Origin of the sequence: Pseudomonas sp. Nvir (assembly GCF_963778085.1) — a bacterium.
GTDB classification, from domain to species: domain Bacteria; phylum Pseudomonadota; class Gammaproteobacteria; order Pseudomonadales; family Pseudomonadaceae; genus Aquipseudomonas; species Aquipseudomonas juntendi.
Window position 1 is genome coordinate 2,522,118 of record NZ_OY970405.1, and the last position, 19,065, is coordinate 2,541,182.

The 19,065-nt window shown below is 56.8% G+C and carries 22 protein-coding genes and 6 pseudogenes; 17 read left to right on the forward strand and 11 right to left on the reverse strand.

The genetic code is table 11. From position 1 onward, the window contains the following. Positions 1–30 precede the first annotated feature (30 nt). The 3 genes from AACG97_RS12220 (at position 31) to AACG97_RS12230 (ending at position 924) form a co-directional block, all read left to right on the forward strand. On the forward strand, positions 31–255 hold the full coding sequence (locus AACG97_RS12220) for a hypothetical protein (protein ID WP_070085714.1): 225 nt from the start codon (positions 31–33) through the stop codon (positions 253–255). Between the two features lie 73 nt (positions 256–328). Continuing rightward, a complete protein-coding gene (locus AACG97_RS12225; RefSeq protein WP_197886594.1) occupies positions 329–622 on the forward strand; it encodes a hypothetical protein in 294 nt (97 codons plus the stop codon). Further along, entirely contained in the window at positions 619–924 is a 306-nt protein-coding gene (locus AACG97_RS12230; RefSeq protein WP_110676992.1) for a hypothetical protein, read from the forward strand. The genes AACG97_RS12225 and AACG97_RS12230 overlap by 4 nt, the downstream gene beginning before the upstream one ends. Positions 925–1,418: 494 nt before the next feature. On the opposite strand, the pseudogene AACG97_RS12235 reads toward AACG97_RS12230, so the two are convergent. Further along, positions 1,419–1,684 (reverse strand): annotated as a pseudogene (locus tag AACG97_RS12235) (site-specific integrase); the annotation flags it as partial. A gap of 28 nt (positions 1,685–1,712) precedes the next feature. On the opposite strand from AACG97_RS12235, the gene AACG97_RS12240 reads away from it, so the two are divergent. The 8 genes and pseudogenes from AACG97_RS12240 to AACG97_RS12275 form a co-directional block, all read left to right on the forward strand. After that, positions 1,713–2,171 carry a VOC family protein gene (locus tag AACG97_RS12240; protein ID WP_197886595.1) on the forward strand — a complete coding sequence of 153 codons (459 nt, stop codon included), beginning with the start codon at positions 1,713–1,715 and terminating at the stop codon, positions 2,169–2,171. Between the two features lie 356 nt (positions 2,172–2,527). Further along, complete coding sequence (gene trbK / locus AACG97_RS12245; RefSeq protein WP_223809672.1) at positions 2,528–2,734, forward strand: entry exclusion lipoprotein TrbK; 207 nt, start codon at positions 2,528–2,530, stop codon at positions 2,732–2,734. A 3-nt stretch (positions 2,735–2,737) separates the two neighbouring features. Continuing rightward, positions 2,738–3,365: pseudogene (gene tnpC / locus AACG97_RS12250) on the forward strand (IS66 family transposase); the annotation flags it as partial. 88 nt (positions 3,366–3,453) lie between these two features. After that, the gene (locus AACG97_RS12255) at positions 3,454–3,714 is read left to right on the forward strand and encodes a DUF6429 family protein (protein ID WP_197886596.1); all 261 of its coding nucleotides are present in this window, start codon (positions 3,454–3,456) and stop codon (positions 3,712–3,714) included. A 349-nt stretch (positions 3,715–4,063) separates the two neighbouring features. After that, positions 4,064–5,614 (forward strand): group II intron reverse transcriptase/maturase, encoded by a 1,551-nt coding sequence (ltrA, locus tag AACG97_RS12260; RefSeq protein ID WP_342782918.1) that lies wholly within the window; start codon positions 4,064–4,066, stop codon positions 5,612–5,614. Positions 5,615–6,041: 427 nt separating this feature from the next. Continuing rightward, positions 6,042–6,632: a hypothetical protein gene (locus tag AACG97_RS12265; protein WP_197885581.1), complete on the forward strand. Its 591-nt coding sequence runs from the start codon at positions 6,042–6,044 to the stop codon at positions 6,630–6,632. Between the two features lie 956 nt (positions 6,633–7,588). Continuing rightward, complete coding sequence (locus AACG97_RS12270) at positions 7,589–7,810, forward strand: hypothetical protein (protein WP_197885582.1); 222 nt, start codon at positions 7,589–7,591, stop codon at positions 7,808–7,810. Positions 7,811–7,819: 9 nt separating this feature from the next. After that, a pseudogene (locus tag AACG97_RS12275) lies at positions 7,820–7,999 on the forward strand (integrase); the annotation flags it as partial. 608 nt (positions 8,000–8,607) lie between these two features. Here the strand turns inward: AACG97_RS12275 and AACG97_RS12280 are convergent. The 7 genes and pseudogenes from AACG97_RS12280 to AACG97_RS12310 form a co-directional block, all read right to left on the reverse strand. Continuing rightward, positions 8,608–8,967, reverse strand: a complete 360-nt coding sequence (locus AACG97_RS12280; protein WP_197885599.1) for an ASCH domain-containing protein — start codon at positions 8,965–8,967, stop codon at positions 8,608–8,610. 33 nt (positions 8,968–9,000) lie between these two features. After that, positions 9,001–9,585, reverse strand: a complete 585-nt coding sequence (locus tag AACG97_RS12285) for a nucleotidyltransferase family protein (protein WP_197885583.1) — start codon at positions 9,583–9,585, stop codon at positions 9,001–9,003. Between the two features lie 20 nt (positions 9,586–9,605). Continuing rightward, positions 9,606–11,132: pseudogene (gene tnpC / locus AACG97_RS12290) on the reverse strand (IS66 family transposase). Between the two features lie 49 nt (positions 11,133–11,181). Beyond that, positions 11,182–11,517, reverse strand: a complete 336-nt coding sequence (tnpB, locus tag AACG97_RS12295) for an IS66 family insertion sequence element accessory protein TnpB (RefSeq protein WP_225785581.1) — start codon at positions 11,515–11,517, stop codon at positions 11,182–11,184. Next, complete coding sequence (gene tnpA, locus AACG97_RS12300; RefSeq protein ID WP_197885584.1) at positions 11,514–11,831, reverse strand: IS66-like element accessory protein TnpA; 318 nt, start codon at positions 11,829–11,831, stop codon at positions 11,514–11,516. The genes tnpB and tnpA overlap by 4 nt, the downstream gene beginning before the upstream one ends. A 153-nt stretch (positions 11,832–11,984) precedes the next feature. Beyond that, a complete protein-coding gene (locus AACG97_RS12305) occupies positions 11,985–12,485 on the reverse strand; it encodes a GrpB family protein (RefSeq protein WP_197885585.1) in 501 nt (166 codons plus the stop codon). Between the two features lie 303 nt (positions 12,486–12,788). After that, positions 12,789–13,115: pseudogene (locus AACG97_RS12310) on the reverse strand (GNAT family N-acetyltransferase); the annotation flags it as partial. Positions 13,116–13,247: 132 nt separating this feature from the next. Between AACG97_RS12310 and AACG97_RS12315 the strand changes: the two are divergent. Further along, a pseudogene (locus AACG97_RS12315) lies at positions 13,248–13,563 on the forward strand (AMP-binding protein); the annotation flags it as partial. Positions 13,564–13,634: 71 nt separating this feature from the next. On the opposite strand, the gene AACG97_RS12320 reads toward AACG97_RS12315, so the two are convergent. Next, positions 13,635–14,312, reverse strand: a complete 678-nt coding sequence (locus AACG97_RS12320) for a DsbA family protein (protein WP_177433820.1) — start codon at positions 14,310–14,312, stop codon at positions 13,635–13,637. Positions 14,313–14,894: 582 nt separating this feature from the next. Here AACG97_RS12320 and AACG97_RS12325 point away from each other — a divergent pair. From AACG97_RS12325 to AACG97_RS12340, 4 genes are all read left to right on the forward strand, one after another. Continuing rightward, on the forward strand, positions 14,895–15,707 hold the full coding sequence (locus tag AACG97_RS12325; protein ID WP_110678376.1) for an alpha/beta fold hydrolase: 813 nt from the start codon (positions 14,895–14,897) through the stop codon (positions 15,705–15,707). A gap of 10 nt (positions 15,708–15,717) precedes the next feature. Beyond that, entirely contained in the window at positions 15,718–16,881 is a 1,164-nt protein-coding gene (locus AACG97_RS12330; RefSeq protein ID WP_029885783.1) for a PAS domain-containing sensor histidine kinase, read from the forward strand. 126 nt (positions 16,882–17,007) lie between these two features. Next, complete coding sequence (locus AACG97_RS12335; RefSeq protein WP_009686622.1) at positions 17,008–17,376, forward strand: hypothetical protein; 369 nt, start codon at positions 17,008–17,010, stop codon at positions 17,374–17,376. Between the two features lie 168 nt (positions 17,377–17,544). Then, complete coding sequence (locus tag AACG97_RS12340; protein WP_115294001.1) at positions 17,545–17,853, forward strand: hypothetical protein; 309 nt, start codon at positions 17,545–17,547, stop codon at positions 17,851–17,853. On the opposite strand, the gene AACG97_RS12345 is transcribed toward AACG97_RS12340, so the two are convergent. After that, on the reverse strand, positions 17,840–18,091 hold the full coding sequence (locus AACG97_RS12345) for a hypothetical protein (protein WP_009686624.1): 252 nt from the start codon (positions 18,089–18,091) through the stop codon (positions 17,840–17,842). The two genes, AACG97_RS12340 and AACG97_RS12345, sit on opposite strands and share 14 nt — an antisense overlap. A gap of 62 nt (positions 18,092–18,153) precedes the next feature. Next, positions 18,154–18,468, reverse strand: coding sequence for a hypothetical protein (locus AACG97_RS12350; RefSeq protein WP_197885587.1), 315 nt, complete (start codon positions 18,466–18,468; stop codon positions 18,154–18,156). A 210-nt stretch (positions 18,469–18,678) separates the two neighbouring features. Here AACG97_RS12350 and AACG97_RS12355 point away from each other — a divergent pair, with 210 nt between their 5' ends. After that, positions 18,679–19,038 carry a hypothetical protein gene (locus tag AACG97_RS12355; RefSeq protein WP_029885220.1) on the forward strand — a complete coding sequence of 120 codons (360 nt, stop codon included), beginning with the start codon at positions 18,679–18,681 and terminating at the stop codon, positions 19,036–19,038. Positions 19,039–19,065 lie beyond the last annotated feature (27 nt).

Below are 19,065 nucleotides of genomic sequence, written 5' to 3' on the forward strand. Positions count from 1 at the left end.
CTTGGGTGGCGAACTGCTAGGAAGATTGAAGTGGACAAGCGCACCTTCATCGGCATGGTCGAAGCTGGCGAGCCGCTAATTCAGCAGGCCATCGACGCCATGCGCGAGTATCACCAGGCTCAAGACTATGGCGCGCCGGCGGAGGAGGTCGAGCGCCTGCGTGTTCTTGCCGAGTCTCTGTTCCAAGCTGTGTCCGATTACCAGCTGCGCGCTGTGGCCAAGGCCCGCGGCAAGGATCTGCCACCTCTTCACTGATCCGCTGACCGGCAATTGCCCGCGCCCGATCCCGCCTATACGATACTGTTTATCTATACAGTATCGGTGCCCTATGTACTTCCTCCTCGTTCGCCGCCGCGTGGATGGCGTGGCCATCCCCACGAACCGCCTCGGCAAAATCACACCCATCCGGGCCGATATCCACATAGGTGACCACCACAGCGAGCCGCTGGGCCGGGTATCGACACAGGCTTGGGTGTTCAACCCTTCGCCTGGGCCGGACATTATCCCGCGGCTGCACGATGCCAAGGTCAACGGCATGGCCCAGCTCGGCATCAACATCAACGGGGTGGAGGAGGTCGACGGCGTGCTCTACGCGCAGTCTTGGTGGTGCAGGGCAGAATGATGGCCGGGATACCGAAAGCGTGGCTGGATGAGCTGAACGACCAATTTTCCTTGGTAACCGATCCAGATGGGCGCGCCGCTGTGCTCGATGAGATGGCCTATGCCGCTCACCGCCGCCGTGAAGTCAGTTCGGAGAACCTGGTCGATATGCTGGAGCTGTCCGAGGCGGCGCGGCTTTGGGCGCTGACAGAGCATGAAGAGGCCTATCACATCGGCCTGTTCAAGTACGAATCGTGGGAGGGAATGGGGAGTGATGAGCCAGGCCGGATCATCATTGGCAGAACGCCAGGGTGGGGGTGCTGATGCTTTCTAAAACTGCTCGAAAGCTTCTCGGTTTTACTGGGTGAAAGTCGCTGAAACCGGACGAACTGTATTAGACAGGGGCGGTGCACAGGCCGCTTGTGGCGCGGCCTGATGCCAGAATCTCACGCTACTGTTGCAGTACCGGAAGGTGGGCATAAAAGGGCCGGAAATCAGTCCCAAAACTTTTTAGGTGACCCTTGTAGAATGCGGGTTTCAGACGTGCAAATCCCGCTTCGTTTTGGAACTGATATTTGCATCCAGCAGGCATGAATAGGCGATTCTTGTATCGGTTTGCAAATCCGGGAAACCGCTTGGCCTAAGTCTCAAATCTGCGAACGAGCCGTGGGCCAATTCTTGGGCCAATGCATGCGTTTTGGTGCGGTGTCGGGAGGCTGAAACCCCCGAAAACATTGCACTCAACACCGCTCAAAACCGCGAAAATAATCGCATGGTGATGTTGGCGGTGGAGATCAAGGAGCTTACCTATCAATAACTTACGTGGCTTCTTCGCAGCTGCGGACCAATTCGGGGCCAGTCTGGCGCTTTTCCAGTTCTGACCAGTGGTTGGACGAGTCAATCCAGCGCGCATAAGTCGATAAGAGCATCTGCACGCCATGCCCGAGCTGTTGGGCGATAAATGTGGGGTTGAGACCAGACATTGAGCGTATTGTCGCATAGGTATGGCGGCAGTTATACGGGGGCGGTACCTGATCCCCAAACCTGCGAGGATCGGCCGCCATGGTTGATGCCGGTCCGACGTGACCGCCCCCCCCTTGAAGGATGACTTGATGAATTCCAACCACAGTGTCTATGCCGTCGATCATATTGGCTTCGCCGTCAGCTCACTGGAAGAAGCCATTCGCTTCTGGACAATCGGGCTTGGTTTCACGCTCGAACGCCAGTCGGAAATGGGAGGACCATTCATTCTCGATGTAACCGGCACCGCCGACCCGAAGGTGCGAACGGCGATAGTGAAAGGGCCGGATGGCAGCCGAGTGGAGTTGCTGGAATATTCGCAGGGTGCCCGCCACGGTGTCACTCCGCCTACGGCATCTGCGATTGGCTCAGCGCATCTGGCATTGAGCGTGCAAGACATGCACGCCGTACTCGCTCGCATCGAGCAAGCGGGCTGGAAGGCCAGGGGTACGCCTCAACCGATTCCCGCAGGCCCACGCAAGGGTACGCTTGTGGTGTATGTGACCGGGCCAGATAACATTACGCTGGAGCTGATGCAGGCGGCTGAGTAGCGGGCTGCGAACAGCCTCCCGTATCTCAGGCCATTGATCGTGATGATGGGCAACCTAGCCAACGGTAATGCCGCCATCGGGCATAAGCGTGCGCATTGGGCCGAGAAAGGCAATGGTGATCGGCTGCTCCCGACCTGAAGCTGCCCCTGCCAAGACACTCAGAGAAGTGGGGTGGAGTGTAGGCGCCCCACCCGCTATGATGCTGCCGGGGTCAGCAACCCATGCAAACTGTGCAATGCGCGGGCGATTCAGGACCTCCTGTCACTCGTGCCTAGGTAGGTCAGGGTACCGGATTACCCTGAGTCATGAATGAGGACGTTATGAAACACATAGTGGGAATTTCCGCAGCCATCGTTATGGCGTGTAGCCTGTCAGCACAGGCGGATGAGAAAGTACCTGCCCCAAACGAGAAGAATTGTTCGGGTAGCACGTACGATCAGATCCTCGCCAGTCTTTCGAAAGACTCTGATCGCAATGAATTCGTTTTCAACTGCAAGAGTTTTAACCAAGCTCGAAAACACACAGAGTGGAAGTTCGAGAAGAGCCCACCGGACGATTTCTGACCGCACGGTATCGATATCCCGCGCCAAACCCTGGCACGCTGGGTGATTCATTGCAGCGAGCACTTTCAGCCGCTACTTAATCTGATGCGCGAAAGCCTGTTGGACAGTCGGATCATCCACTGCGATGAAACACGTGTGCAGGTGTTGAAAGAGCCGGGGCGTGAGCCCAGCAGCCAATCCTGGATGTGGGTACAAACCGGCGGCCCACCTAATCGGCCAGTGATCCTTTTCGACTACGCCACCAGCCGAGCGCAGGAGGTGCCGGTGCGCCTGCTGGACGGCTATCGCGGCTATGTCATGACCGACGACTATGCGGTTACAACGCGCTGGCTGCACAAGACGGACTGGAGCGATTGGGCTGCTGGGCGCACGCGCGCCGCAAGTTCGTCGAAGCGCAGAAAGTACAGCCCAAGGGCAAAACAGGACGCGCTGACATCGCATTGGACCTGGTCAATAAGCTCTATGACGTCGAGCGCGACTTGAAGGACAGTGACGTGACGACGAAGATCGTAAGGTTGCCCGCATGGACCGCAGCCTGCCATTGCTGACTCAGCTGAAAAACTGGGTAGAGAAAACGCAACCTCAGGTCACGACGCAGAGTGCCTTGGGCAAAGCCATCGGTTACTTGGCCATGCCTAAAATACACAGTTAAGTGCTCCCCCATGGTGGGTCAGATGGGGCCTACGAAGCGCTTGAAGGACAAAAGCGAGGTAACGACCATGGAATACGACGAAAAACTGATTGAAGACGCAGTGCTTGCCTTGTTGGCAGCCTATAGCTCCGACAAAGGTAACGCGTGGAAAGGATTTGACTTCGAGATCATGAATCGACTGCATGAACGGGGTTTCATCAGTAATCCAGTTAATAAAAACAAATCCATCTGGTTGACGGTGGAGGGGTTGGAGCGAGGCCGACGGCTAGCTGACCAGATGTTCGGGTTAAAGACTCAAGCGGGGCAGGAGCCTGACTCGAATACCTGATTTCCCCGTCCTTCATGTAACGGGTGGGGTTTATGGATCGCTTAGTACGCCAGCAAAGCTGGCAGTTGATAAAGGGTGAAAGTCCCTACGAGAGAAGTTATGGCGAAACACCTCGACCCCGAGTCATGCGCTGTGCCCCGTGAGGTGTACGGTGAAGTGTTGGCAGGGGAAACCAGCAGGCCAGCCATTGAGCCGCGAAAACATGAGTCCGGGGCGCCGACGCTATTATGCGAAGCGGAAGGCCACAGTGGACATGACGATAATCGCAAGTCATGCATCATGCCCTGCGCGGTCGTAGACCCTGAGCATGCTGGGAAGTCAACTGCACGGAAGCTGGGAGATCTCATTCGTGTCTGGTCGTGACAAGCCAGACGGGGCAGGAAAGGCCACACGCCAAAAGTCTGCCGTCCACGCGGATGAGAAGTCGGATAGCTCCGTAGTACCTGAGAAGTTGCCGAACAATGGGCTTGCCCCGGCGGAGGTGATGGAGGAAAGGGAGTTAGCCAAGGGGAACAGTGAACAGCCTTCCGCATCCCGGACGCAGAGCCGGACAAGTGCGTTGTCAGGGTTGCTCGCTGTACGTCAAGCAGCCCGGCTTGATCGCCGGGTCAAGTTCACGAGTCTGCTGCACCACGTAACGGTCGAGCTATTGCGCGAGAGTTTCCATAATCTCAAGCGAGACGCGGCTTGTGGTGTGGATGGAATATCGTGGCGAGAGTATGAGCAAGATCTTCAGGAGAAGCTGAAAGCCTTGCATGACAAAGTGCACAGTGGCTGCTATCGAGCCAAACCTGTTCGGCGGGTATTTATCCCCAAGGCAGATGGCAGCGAGCGTCCGCTGGGTGTAACGGCTTTGGAGGACAAGATCGTCCAAGCCGCAGTCGTGCAAGTGCTCAACGCTATCTATGAGCCGAACTTCCTTGGACTCTCGTATGGGTTTCGCCCTGGTCGAGGGCAACACGATGCATTGGATGCTTTATCGGTAGGAGTGCAGACTGCTCGAATCCGGTGGATATTGGACGTGGATATTCGTGCGTTCTTTGACACCATCGATCACGAGTGGATGATGTGCTTCCTGCAACACCGAATTGCGGATAGACGAGTGTTAGCACTGATAGCACGATGGCTGCGCACAGGTGTTCTCGAAAACGGAAAGCGAATTCCTGCAAAGCAGGGCACACCACAAGGTGCGCCCATTTCACCGTTGCTGGCCAATATCTACCTGCACTACGTGATGGACTTATGGGTCAGGCAATGGCGTGGGCGTACCGCTAAGGGTGAGATGATTGCCGTGCGGTATGCAGACGACAGTGTGATTGGTTTTGAAAAGCGTGAAGATGCATGGAGTTTTCGCCATGCATTGGAGTTTCGACTCGCTCAATTCAACCTGACGCTACATCCAGAGAAAACTCGTTTACTGCGGTTTGGCTGGTTCGCGGTGGAAGATCGCCAGAAGCGTGGGGAAGGAAAACCAGAAACATTCGACTTCCTCGGGTTCACGCATTTCTGTAGTCAAGCCAAGAATGGGATGTTCGAGGTCGGACGGGTGACCATCGCCAAGCGTATGAGAGCAACACTCCAAGAGATACGCGGACAACTGTACAAGCGTAGGCACGAACCGGTTGCTGTGATCGGAAAGTGGCTGAATCGCCTGTTCACAGGTTACTGCAATTACTACCACGTACCTGGTAACACGAAGCGGCTTGATGCGTTTCGCCGTGAAGTTATCGGTGCATGGAGGCATGCCCTCAAACGACGGAGTCAGAGACACCGCCTGAACTGGGAACGCATGATTGCACTGGCAAGGTTGTTCATTCCCTATCCACGAGAACTACCCATGCATCCTTATCCCATGACCCGTTTCGGCGTCAAAACCCAAGGCAGGAGCCGTATGCGGTAATTCTGCACGTACGGATCTGTGCGGGGGGTGGCAGGTGACTGCCATTCCTACCGCGACCGAATGAGGGCTCAAGCAATATGTGATCACGGACCACCTAGCGCTGGCGGGAGGCGATGCTGTAGCCGAGCTGAACATGCGCAATCCGCAGATGGGGGGGTGTCTGGCTGGCTTTGGTACTAAGTAGCCGTCGCTGCGGATTGCCCGCGAGCATAAGAAGGGTGAAGCCAAGGCTCGCGAACCGATCAACCCTGGAGCGGCCAAGATAGATTGCGTCCTAGAGCAATTGCGCGACGCTGCATGAAAAGCTTTCCGCGCGGATGAACACCTAGTTTCATAGCTCCGTCTCCAGCTTGCAAGCAGTGCGACACTGAAAGATCTCGGCCTTTGTGTCGGTTTTTTTCGTTCAGTGTTTGCCCATGGAGTTGTCATGTCTACACTCCAGCTTGCAGGGGCTTCTGTGTGGGCCGGAGGATTACTTATGGATACAGGCTTGCTAGTATTGTTGGTAGGGACGTTCTTGTTGGCAGGTTGTCATACCATGAGTACTGGTGACCCTCCACTCGATGAATATGACGCGGCTGTTAAGCGCGGGGAGCCAGAAAATCTACTGCAAGCCGCAGCAATCCGGGATATTAAGATCGCTCACGATTGGTGCTGGTCTAGATCCAATAACTACGAAAAGAGGGCAAAAAATTCAGAATATTGGAAGTTGGGTTTAGGCGCAGGTGGCGGCGTCTTAGGAATGACAGGGGCTATGCTTGTTGCAGCAGGGACAGGAGGCTTCGCTCCAGGGATTGCTTCTGGTGTTGCCGGTGTGGTCAGCACTACATTAGGGAACTCTCAAAATGGACCATTGGGTACTTCAGAATTTATTCAGGAACGGGATGGTACAGCCGCTGAAATTATGAAATTTATGAATACCCTAGACCTGAGCGGAGATTCAAAAGCTTTGGAGGCCCAAGCTATTAAACTGACTTCTGTTTGCAGGTCTGCAATTGTCAAAACCGAGAAGAAGTAATTCTCTACTTAAAGACGATTTTTTATCGTCTAGCAGATTACTTATGCAGATGATACGCCTCGGCAGGCGAGCGAAGTCGGTAGAGACGTTCAATCAGACTCGGTGACCATTAAGATACAACGCGATGAGGGTGTGGGGTATATGACCCAACAGTCCAGACAATTAAGCCGGTTATGCTCCGGCCCTCCCCATCTATTCCAAACCTCTGCACCATCCGGGGGCTTTTACGTTTTAGGCTAGCAACAACCATCGTCCTCAGGAGGGAAGGCTGTTCGGGCTGAACCTGTACCGCTCCCCAAAAAGGAGGACCCGAGATGCCAAATATGCTCATTAACGTCCTGGCCTGTGGCCCGCTGTGCTCGCCTGGTTGCTGGTTCACTAGCCTCAGTTGTACGTCGCTGGCCTGTCGGTCGCGATCAGTGCTGTTCGGGTGGTGTACGGCGACGGCACTCCCAGGCAGATGATCTTTGGGGGCGCGCTTCGCGGCTGCTCCGACCTGTTCCTGTCTCGCGATGCTCAGGGGTAATTGGATGATCACGTTGACCGACATCAACCGCCGCCATGATTGTCTCGCTGCTACCGCAATTGCCCGCGTTCAGGAAACCGGGCGCCGCTCAAGTGGAGCAGGGACGTGGACAAGCGCACCTTCATAGGGAAGGTTGAGACCGGCTAGCCGCTGATTCAGCAGGCTATTGACGCCATGCGCGACTATCACCAGGCGAAAGATTGCGGCGCGCCTGCTGAAGAGGTCGAGCGCCTGCACCCCCTGGCCTAGTCGTTGTTCAACGCCGTACCCGACTATCAGCTCAGGGCCGTGGCCAAGGCACCAGGCAAGGAGCTACGGCCACTTCATTAAGCTGTCGCAGGCCCTGAAAAGGCCAATAGCTATTGCGGGTTATTGCGCTTCTTGGCTGGGCTGGCAAATTAATGGCTCCTGAAAAATGTCGGAGATACCCATGTCTTACACAGCACCTTTAACGGCCCTCTATTTGGTTGGAGTGATTACTGTAGGTTCATTTGCTCTTGATCTTATGCATTCGTATAGCGATGTGGAGAGGTCCGCGATGGAGTGCATCAGAGAAACATCTCTGACCATGAGCAGCGAATGCGACAAGGCTTTGGTGGCAAAGGCAAAGCTGCTGCAAGCGAAGGCATCAATTTTCTTGCCAAGAAGCTAAGCACCTGGGCTGCAGAAAGCCCCGCTCCGACTCAGAGATATCTGTGCCATCCGGGCAATGCTCCAGATCGCGGAGAAATCTCGGGATCTGGCATTGTTCACCTTGGCAATCGACAGCAAGCTGCGAGCCTGCGACCTAACCAAGCTTCGCGTACGCGACGTTGCTCATGGGGAGCACGTGTCATCGCGAGGTAAGCGTATGGCCAACACACGTTCACATGACCGACGGTGAGAGGTTTAGCCCGTGGAGTGCATCCAGTATTTGCAGCACCCGATCTTTAACGGACATGTCCCCCTCAAGCCTTAAGACAGCACAAGTACGCACAGACAGCCACTCCTGATGCCTGCCCAAGCTCCGTCCAAGGACGCCTCCCTCATCATACTGAGCGGCCCAAGCCAGAAACTCCGACTTTGCTTGACCGAAGCGCTCTACCTCTCGATGTTCTAATCTTTCTAGCCTGAGTTCAACAGGAAGATATAGGAACACCACAAGATCAAATTCATTCTCAAGCGGCTGGCCCCAATCCATTACTGATCCGGCAACTACGGCACGGCCATGAAAGCGCATTTCTTATAGCAAGCGCTCTCCTCGCTGCGTTTTGTCTGCCAGATGTTGATACGGCGGGTTACTCGGCAGCCACAAAAAATCATCTGCTTCCAAGTGAGACGTGCTCAGTTCCTTTGCTAAAGCATTCGCTAAGGTCGAAGTGCCGGTGCCTGCCGCGCCTGTGATCAAGATGTAACGTGCAGTTCCGTTTGTCATCTGTAAGCGTCTGCCTCACACATCTTGCTTAATGTTCAGGGTTCTTCTGTGTGCAGGAAATCTACTTCGTAGATACCCCGCGCCGCGCGGATGGTAACAGGGGATATTGGCCTTATGTCACTCAACTCCCATGCGAGCCAGCCGTCTTCGAAATAACTTGCGCAGGCTGCTTCCATGTCAGCCAGAATAAAAGGCCGCACGGCTTTTAAGCGAACAATTGCGACGGCAATACCGTCATCATCTTCGTCCCCATCGCCATGAAGAAAACGCCCGTTTTCGACAATCAAAAGATCCTCGGTAGGTTGTAAGTCTGGATGCCAACGACGGACTTCGAGTGTTTTCTGGCCATAGGCGATTAGGCTGCCACTGGGCCGTACAATTGATAAAGCCTTGATGGTTCTCTCCTAAAAGATATACGTCCGGCTAAGTTACTTTATCGGAGGGGTGGAAGGTACCGCTACGGGCGCGGGCTTGAGCTGCGGCCAGATTTCCGCCCAGTTTTTTGACTTTAGGCGGCTTTGATAGATCGCAGTTTTCTCCGTGGCGAACCGTCCCGCTGGCCTGATAACCAAGTCAAAAAGATCATCAAGCCCCAAGGGGGCCGCGACCTCGCATGAGTCTTTTTCTCGCAGTGCTACGGCTACCGCCGTTGCGGTTTCTGGCCAGTAGCGCATCGCGTCGGTTGCTGAAAGATATGGCTTATCGCCGTTCTGAACATGCATTCTCGCTTGGTTTTTTACAGACCATAATACGTTCGGCTCCAGATCTCTGAGAACTGCTTCCAAGGCTTCATCTTGCTCTGGTGTGCAGCGATGTGCATCAAACCAGATGACATCGACGTCTGTTGAGATCGGGGATGAATTACGCCCGTGCAGATAATCCCAAACCGCGTTTCGTACAAAGCCTGCTCCGATCCAGCAGTCTGGCAATCCCAAGGAGCGCACTATTTCGAGTAACCGCCACCGAATGGGGTCATCTGAAATAATAGCTTGGATTTTCGAACTATTGTCCACTCAGAATCACCTCGTTGCAGCTAGGCCAGTACCCATTGATGCGGCAGCAGTTGTCTGATCTCACTGGCTCGCTGCGTCGGCAACCGCATCAGCACATCTTTGAGGTAAGCCTATGGATCATGCCCATTAATGCGCGCCGACTGGATCAAGCTCATGATCGCGGCCGCTCGTTTGCCACTGCGCAGAGATCCGGCGAACAGCCAATTGGAACGCCCAAGAGCCCACGGCCTGATCGTGTTTTCGACCGGGTTATTGTCGATGGGCACAGCACCATCATCCAGGTAGCGCGTCAGCGCTACCCAGCGTTTCAAGCTGTAATCCAAAGCCTTGGCCGTCGCCGAGCCTTCTGGCACAAGCTCGCGCTGAGCCAGCATCCACTCATGCAGCTTTCCTGCGATGGGCAACGCTATTTCATGACGTAATCGCCTGCGGTCTTCATCGTTCATGGCTTTGGCTTGCCGCTCGATCTCGTACAGGCCGCTGATTGTGTGCAGTGCCTGTTCAGCCAGTTTGCTTTTGTTCGCTACATGCAGGTCAAAGAACTTGCGCCGGGCGTGCGCCATGCAGCCGATTTCGGTGATGCCCAGCTCGAAGCTGGTCTTGTAACCCGCGAAGTCATCGCAGACCAGCTTGCCGTTCCATGTGCCAAGGAAGTTGCGTGCATGTTCGCCAGCACGGCTGGGGCTGAAGTCGTAGACCACGGCATTCAGTGTCGAGAAGGGCGTGGTGCAATAAGCCCAGACATACGCTCGGTGCATTTTCTTCTCGCCGGGCGCCAGCATCTGCACCGGCGTTTCATCGGCATGCACGACTCGCTCAGCCAACACCGCTTCGCGCAGTGCGTCCACCAACGGCTGGAGTTGTACGCCAGTTTGGCCCACCCACTGCGCCAGCGTTGAACGCGGGATCGCAAGACCGGCACGGCCAAAAATCTTTTCCTGCCGATACAGCGGCAGATGGTCGGAGAACTTGGCCACCATCACATGGGCCAGCAGACCGGCAGTGGGGATGCCCTTGTCGATGACTTGGGCGGGCACTGGCGTCTGAATCAATGTTTCGCACTGGCGGCAGGCCCACTTGCCACGGACATGCTGCTCAACAGTGAACACGCCCGGCGTGTAATCCAGCTTCTCGCTGACGTCTTCGCCGATGCGCTGTAGCTGACAGCCGCAAGCACACTGGGTGTTCTCCGGCTCGTGACGAATGACGGTACGAGGAAACTGCGGTGGCAGGGGCGCGCGCTTGGGCTTTTGGCGGGTTTCGTCCGACGCTGTGGCAGGACGAAGAGCGTTCAGTTCTGCCTCGATGGCTTCGAGGTCGGTGCTGAGCAGATCATCCAGCAAGCTGCCTTGTGCCGGGCTGATCTGCTCGCTGCGCTTGGCGAACTTGTGGCGTTTGAGGATGGCGATTTCGTGAGAGAGCTGTTCGATGATCGTCTCGTCACGATGGATTTTCCGGCCCATGGTGTCGACCTTAGACAGCAACTGCGCCGCGAGTGCGCGCAGTTGGTCGGGGGTCATTTGGTCGAGATTGGGCGATGAAGTCATGGCGTGGATTTTACCAAAGCAACTCATCCGCCACAGCCCAAAGGCAGGACTAAATCACTGTGATGACGCCGTTAGCGCCGACTCGTTGCCACGGCAAGCCGAGCACCAGCGCTTGCAGTTGTTCTGCATCGAGTTCGACTTCCAGGCCGCGATGAGTGCCAGGCCAGTGAAACTTGCCTTGGTTTAACCGGCGTGCAGCAAGCCAGATGCCCACGCCATCATGCACCAACACCTTCATACGGTTGGCCCGACGGTTGGCGAACAGATAAGCGCAGTGCGGCTTCGCCGCACCGAACACTGCAACCACGCGGGCCAGCGCAGTTTCGGTGCCAGCGCGCATGTCCATAGGCTCAGTGGCGAGCCAGATGGCGTCGATGCGGATCATTGCGAGAGGCTGCGAATGAAACGTGCGCAGCCGTCCGGGTCGGAGCTGGGCCATTTGACCGTGGTGGATTTGTCGCCCAGCGGCAGTGCGATCACCACCGTTTCATCAGCGTGCCGTTTAGGCATCGGTTGCAGCGGTACAAACGTGGGAAGTGGCGTGATGGGTTTGTCACGGTAAATTGGCAGCCACTTGCGAATGACGTTGGCATTGATGCCGTGGCTGATGGCGACGCTGGAAACTGAGGCTCCGGGTTGCAGGCATTCCTGCACGATTTGGGCCTTGAGGGGTTTGGGGTAAGAGCTTCGTTGGCGCATGGAAATCCTGGCGATAAGGGTGATCGCGTCCGCTTAAGAATAGGCGGACACCATCGTCCTTAATTCCGGATTTCTGAAGGTGTGTTCGCTGGCCGCTTACATCGCGAGCGATCGAGATGCAGCAGAAAACTCAACATCCAGTGCAATTTGAGATCACCGAGCATGCGCTAGTGCCGCGATAATAAACGGAGACTTTTTCTCCAGATACTCAGCCATCCCACCTGTATTGCTCGACTCAAGTTGGAGCTTCAGTGTTTCATACTGCTGGCGCATCGAGGCATCGCATCTAAGCAAATCTCTGAACCCCACCATCTGGGTGATCGCAAGGTGTCCACTGACACAAGCGTGGAGCTTGTGCGTGCGAATCCCATTCACATTACGTCGGTAGAAATGATGCCCTTCCGATAAGTCGCTTCCTCGCACATATCCCAGGCCCATCAACACCTCGTCCCGCGCCGAGGCGTTGCTATGATCGTGAACCTCGATGAGCACATCGATCTCAGGCTTCGCCGCGAGCCCTGGAACGGAGGTACTTCCAATATGCTGTATGGCAATCAGTTCATCGCCAAAGGCCGAAGCGATGAGTGGCTTGTCTGCCAGAAAGCGGGTGGGCCAAGTGGGGTCATAGGGGATGATCTTGCTGGTCAGTGCCATTTCCGTTCCTTGGAGGCTAGTACCTGATACTCCGAATGTTCCCTCAATACTTGTGAATTCGCCAGCCACTGATAACGATACCCCGGCCATACGGCAATTTAGTAGATCCAATTCGAATCTGACCGAGGTTGGGTAGCCGTCCTGTCTAGCGTGTACTTCTGGCCGACTGCCGCCCCATGCGAAGGGCTGCAATGGGTCGATAGCGCCTGGTTGATGACGCTCGGAGCTCTTGGCCAAAACCGCTCAAGGCCTGGGTCGTTCAGGAATGCCTTCAATTCGGCGCAACCATGGCGAGAAACGCCCTCAGCCCAGCCGCTTCTCCATAACGATGGTGCGTTCCGCCCCATGAAACACGTCGCGGATTTTTTCATACCCCAACGCGGTATAAAACTCTTCAGCCGTAATTGACGATGGCACACGTACAGCCTCAACGCCTGCACTGACAGCAGCTGTATGAATGACATCCATCAAATGCCGCCCGATACCGCGTTTCTGGCGGGCCGGGTCAACGAAAACACTCCTGACCACCTCGCCGTCAAGACCGGCAGTGCCAACAATGTCGTCGCCGAACAAAGCTACAAAAACCTTACGCTTCGTAAGCTCCCTGGAGATGGCTTCAGGGGAAAAGCTAACGAGCTGTCGGCGGCCACTCGCGGTACGCCAGCCAATAAAGGTATGGGCCACATCTGAATCTGGCATTTCATCTGCGCGCGCACAGCTGGTTAGCATCGTCGATGTCTTTCTGTCGACGAGAACAATAACGTGAACCTTGGATCGATCATTACCCGAAGTGCCCGCTACTGGGCGGACCACATCGCCGTGGCGGACAGCCAGACGCGCCTGACCTACGCGCAGTTGGAACGGCGCAGCAACCGCCTGGCGTCCGCGCTGGGTACGCTTGGCGTGGGCGTTGGCAAGCATGTGGCGATTCTTGCCGCCAACCGCGTGGAACTGGTCGAAGCGGAAGTGGCGCTGTACAAGGCGGCGATGGTCAAGGTGCCGATCAATGCGCGGCTGTCGGTGGATGAAGTGGTGCGGGTACTGGAAGGCTCCTGCACTGTCGCACTGATCACCCGATGCGCACTTTGCCGTTCAGCGTGGGCGCCAACTTCTAGTGCAGCCTGGCGGCAAACACCGTGCTTGGCGGCTTCAGACTGCAGCCTGCCTGAACTGCTCGATCGTAGCGATCAGGCGGTCTGGCTGGTTGTAGAGGTCTGGCCCGCTGAAGGCATGCATGCGCTGGTCGAGCTCGACCAGCAACAGCGGCACACCATTTGCGCCCGCTTTGCGCATCAGTGCCTGCGCTTCGGTGAAGCGGGCCGAGGTTTGGCTGGCCAGTCGCGCTTGCTGGGTAAGCGCCGCGAGCAGTGCCTGCGTATCGGCCGTGAAACCCTCCTGGCCCAGGAAGTTGGCAGTGCAGGCCGCCACTACCTCGGGCGACGAGGTATCAAGGCCATCCACGTAGCGCGCTGTTTGCAGGGCCGCGTACAGCTTTGGCTCCAGCGCCTTGCCGTACCCTTGGGCCAGGGTAAGCGCACGGCTGACCGGCATTGAGTCGAACCGCAGCGAGCGGCCACCGAGAATCTGCTTGAAATACAACTCGCTGAAAGGCTGGCCGGTGAGTGAAGCGATTCGCAAGTCGTTGGCCCGGGCGAAGTGGGCAAACTCAGCGTTTATCTGCCGTGCACCTGGCCCTGCGAAAAGCCCTGTCGGGTGCATCTCCAGCTCATCGGCGAAGCGCTCTGCCAGGTGCCTCAGCGTGTCGGCGCTGGCATAGCACCAACCACAGAGCGGGTCGAACAGAAAGTGCAATTTCATAGCGGCCATCATCAGGCTCCTTGAATGTGATGGCGCCAGACTATTCGATTGGTATGCGCGGAAATAGGCGATTACAGCGCACAGATTATTGCGAAAACCGGGCAAATGCGGTTCGAAAACCTGCCTGTCGCAGCCGAGCCTTTTCCCGGAAACGGTGCACGGCTTCGGCCGCCCCAGCCCCCTGCTGGGCAGCGCCGCACCGTGGCTGAACTTTTGCCGGCGTTGATGGCGCTGAGCCATTCCCACAGCGCATTGTGCGCTGCGGCGTCTCAGAGACCCTGTCATGTTTTCCGATGAATTCCTGGTTGCTTATGTCGTGGTCGAGGTGGTGCTGGTCGTGGCGGCTTTTGCTATCGGCGTTCACCTGACCGAGCGCTAGGTCATACAAAAGCTCCGTGATCGATGGTTTTTTCGGAACTATCCATCTGCATCCTGTATGGTGCCGGTTTAAGGCTTCGAAAGTGGGTTGGCTTCGCGCTCAATGTCATTCAGCAAGCACTACAGGCAGCTTGATCTGCAGTCCACTATGCTCTCAGGCAGCATGGACTGGTTGGTTTTATCAGCGCAATGTCGACCGAAATCGGGATATGTATGACTGTACAGCAGCGTAATAATGTACATATCGAGGGTGACGGCCCGGCTACCCTGATTCTGTCTCACGGTTTTGGCTGCGACCAGTCGATGTGGAAGGCGTTGTCGCCGCATTTCATTCCACACATGCGTGTCATCACCTACGACTTGGTCGGTGCTGGGCAGTCCGATCTCGCTGCCTACGACAGAGCGAAATACTCGACCCTGTTGGGCTATGCCGATGACCTGAACGCAATCATCGATGATTTCGGCCAGGGCCCGGTCATTATTGCGGGGCATTCGGTCAGTGCCATGATCGGTGTGCTGGCCGAGCTACGGCAGCCAGGCAGAATCGCGGGGCTGGTGTTGATCGGGGGGTCGCCTTGTTACATCGACTCGGACGGTTACAACGGCGGCTTTAGCCAGGAGGATGTGCTGGGGCTGCTGTCGATGATCGATGAGAATTACCTGGGCTGGTCCAGCACCATGGCGCCTGTGCTGATGGGTGCGTCGGGTGAGCCCGCGATGCAGGAAGAGTTGGTCAGCAGCTTCCGTCGCACCAACGCGGAGATCGCCCGGCATTTCGCCCGCGTGATCTTCTTGTCCGACCACCGCGAGGATGTGAAAGGCTTGAATGTGCCGACGCTGATCCTGCAGAGCAGAGTGGACCCGGTAGTTCCGGTGGCCGTCGGCGAGTACCTGGAAAGGGTGATGCCCAGCAGCCAGCTTGTACTGGTGGACAACATGGGCCATTACCCGCAGCTCAGCGCCTCCAGCGCCTGCGCCGCGGCCATGGACGGGTTTTTCGCCCGCCTGGGGCTGGGCCGTGAATGATCCGACCGTGATGTTCGACGCGTCTTACTTCGAGCATGCGCCTTGCGGCCTGGTCGTCATGGAGGCGGACGGCACACTGCTGCGCTGCAACGCCACCTTTGGCAACTGGCTGGGGTATGACGTAGCGCAGTTGAAACAGCGCAGTTTCGATCAGTTGCTGACCACCGTGGGCCGTACCTTCCAGCTTACCCACTGGGGGCCTTTGCTGAACTTGCAGGGCTCGATTTCCGAGGTGAAGGTCGGCCTGCGTCACCGCGATGGTCACGTGGTGGCCATGCTGCTCAATGCCGTGCGCCGTGAAACCGCTGAAGGGGTTCGCTTTCAGCTGGCCTTGTTCAGTACCAGCGAGCGTGATCGCAACGAGCACACGGTGTTTCAGGCCATGCAACGGGCCGAGGAACTGCTGGCGCAAAAAATCAGCGCCGAGCATGCCCTGCAGCGCGCACAGGACGACCTGGCCCTGGCCTACGCCGAGGCCCAGCGGCGTGCGCTACTGGCCGAGCAGATGGTAGCGGTTGCCAGCCATGATTTGAAAAACCCCATGACCGCTATCCGGATGGCCACCGAACTGCTGGGGCGTGATGCCCAGGGCGAGCGGGCCCGGCGCCTGTTGGGCAGCATCAACACATCGGCCGAGCGCGCGCAGCGCATGATCGTCGACCTGCTGGATTTCGCCTCGGTCAGGCTAGGCCAGGGCATCAGCATCAAGCGTCAGCGAGTCGACCTGTTGCGGGTGGTGGATCAATGTGTCAGCGAGCTGAGGATCACCTTCTGCCACGCCAGTATTCGCCATCTTTCCCGCGGGCAGGCCATGTTCGAAGTGGATCAGGACAGGCTGCAGCAAATGATCGGCAACCTGGTCGCCAATAGCGTTGCCTACGGTGACTTGCGCCAGCCGATTACGGTGACCACTGACTGTTTCGCGGACAGCGTGCTGATCAGCGTGCACAACCACGGCCCCGCCATCGCCGAAGCAGTGATACCCACCTTGTACGAGCCAATGACGCGCGGCAGCGACCGCCAGGAAGGGCTGCGGTCCATCGGCCTTGGTCTGTTCATTGTCAAGGAAGTTGCCCACGCCCACGGCGGGCACATCTCCATGACCTCCAATGCCGTGTACGGCACCACCTTCATGGTTCAGTTGTACAAGGAGCGCCCGGCCACCGAGGCGTAGTCACGTCTGAACCTGTCAGTTTTTCCGAGTGAGACTCGGTAGTATGATGGCGCAAGGACAATTAAAAAGGCGGCTTACCTGGTAGTACGTTCTCGGTTTCTCGTGGGGGTAACAGGAGCGTGTCGCATGATGAAATTCCAATCGCTGGCAGGCGCTGTGTTGATGGTTGGGGTGAGTACCCTGTTGTTGGCTGGCTGTGCCCATGATGGTGATGTGCGCGACAGTCATGACAACACTTACGGGACCACCGCGAAAAGCCCACCCACGTACCTGGGTTGCGTCAGAAGCGAACTTCCAGCCCAGGTGAAAACCTATGAGATCCAGAGTAGCGACTCGGTCAGGCTGTTCGTTGAAAGCACCGATCCTGACAAGGCCGATGGCCTTGTCGAGTTGAAGGGGGCAGGGCCCAAGCGCCAATACGCGGCCTACCAGCGTGACGCCTGGTACGACCACGGAAGGCTGCTTGATGCCGCTCTGCTGTGCTCGAAAGCTTGATTGCCCACGCGCTTTGAAACAACGAACCAGCGCCTGCGGTACCTGCGGGAGCTGGCTTACCTGCGATGGGCTGCCCAGCAGCCCCTTAACGGGTGATACAGCATTACGCACTATTAAAGCAGTTTGAATGGAGAGCAGCGGGTGGAAGCAAGAAGCGTTGTCGCCGAAATGTTCATTGGAATCCCGACGCATTTCTGGGTATTGCCGGTGGCCGGCCTGGTAGCCTATCACGGTTTGAAATGGTCGGTCAGGTTCGGCAGCCGGGCCACCCTGTTGCAAGTATCGACTTACCTGTTGTTGCTGGCACTGGCAGTGCTGCCCAATGGTATTTATGCGCTGTTTCCGCCAACGCCTGATCCTGATGTGCTGCTCAACAACGCGCCGTTGCCCAATTATGCAGGCCGTTTTTATCTGGACGCATTCTACGTTTTCAGCGGCTGGGCACTCAGTAAAGTCGTGAAGCTCAAGTTTCGCTAGGCCGGCGCTGCGGCCAGCTTTCACCTGCGCCCTCGCCGCCGTCCATTCTCGCAGCCACGGCGCGCAGTTGCTCCGCAACCCCATCAATAGCGCGCACGTGCGCGGTGACATCGATGTCGCCTGGCGAACTGCCGCGAGCCAGCATGAAGCGCACATGGCCACTCATGGTCTGGCTAAGCTGGTCCAGATGATCTGCTGTTCTGACCAGATCTGACTTGATGGTGCGAAGCGTTTCCATAATGCGGGGCCTGATTGTCTGATGCTGTTGCGCCTGGGGTCAGCAAAGGCAGGCCTGAGTGATCAGGCCTCATCCAGCAACAGTTCCGGATCGAAGAAGAACGAGGCCAGCAGCACCGCGGTGATTACGCCCGACGCGTCGGCAATGAACAATAGCAGAGCGCTGGCGTCGCCCGGGGTGAGGTGGGTCCTGAGGGCGAAGTCCACGCCGTGCGGGAACGCGGCGATCATCAGCAGCATGGTGGCTAACAAGGCAGAAAGCAACTTCAGATAGGCGCGTCCGAACGCCAGCCCAAAAGCCCAGAACACCAGGATGCAGAGGACAGCCAAGCCAGTGGCGGTTGCATATTGGGTGAATAGTTCCAGCCACCAGAGCATGGCAATCTCCTGAACGAAGCGAGCACTGAGTCAAGGTAAGTGAACAGGGCCAGCCCGAATCTGCGCTGCCTGTTGCTCATCAGAAGCGGAGCGGATTCAATTCGTTCCGTCGTTATAAGCAAATAGTCGCTGTAACGCGCTGCCGTTGAACCACAGGCCTCTCATGGCCAGACTTTGGTTGATTGGTCAGTCGGTATCGGTCTCGTTAGAATGCAGCATATCCATACGAGTCAATTGCAAATGCATACTTTTCGTATTTTTATCAGTTCATTGTTAATCGCCGGCCTCGCCGGTTGTGCGACGCCTGGCAAGCCGACGGCCAGCAAGCTCAGTTCGAAAACGCCCCAGGAATATGCGGCCTGCGTGTTGCCGAAATGGCAGGCTGTGGCCCCGCAAGCCACGCAGAAATCGATTGCCCATGGCTATCGACTGACGGCATCCAGTGCCGTGGCCAGTGACGATGTACTGGAGGTGATCGATTCAGGCGAAGGCAGCCGTGCTACGTTCTACAAAGGCAGTTTCTTGTCCGGGGACAAGTTGCGCCAGGCGGCCAAGGAATGCCTGGACTGAAACAGCGCCGAGCGCGGCTGGGTCCTT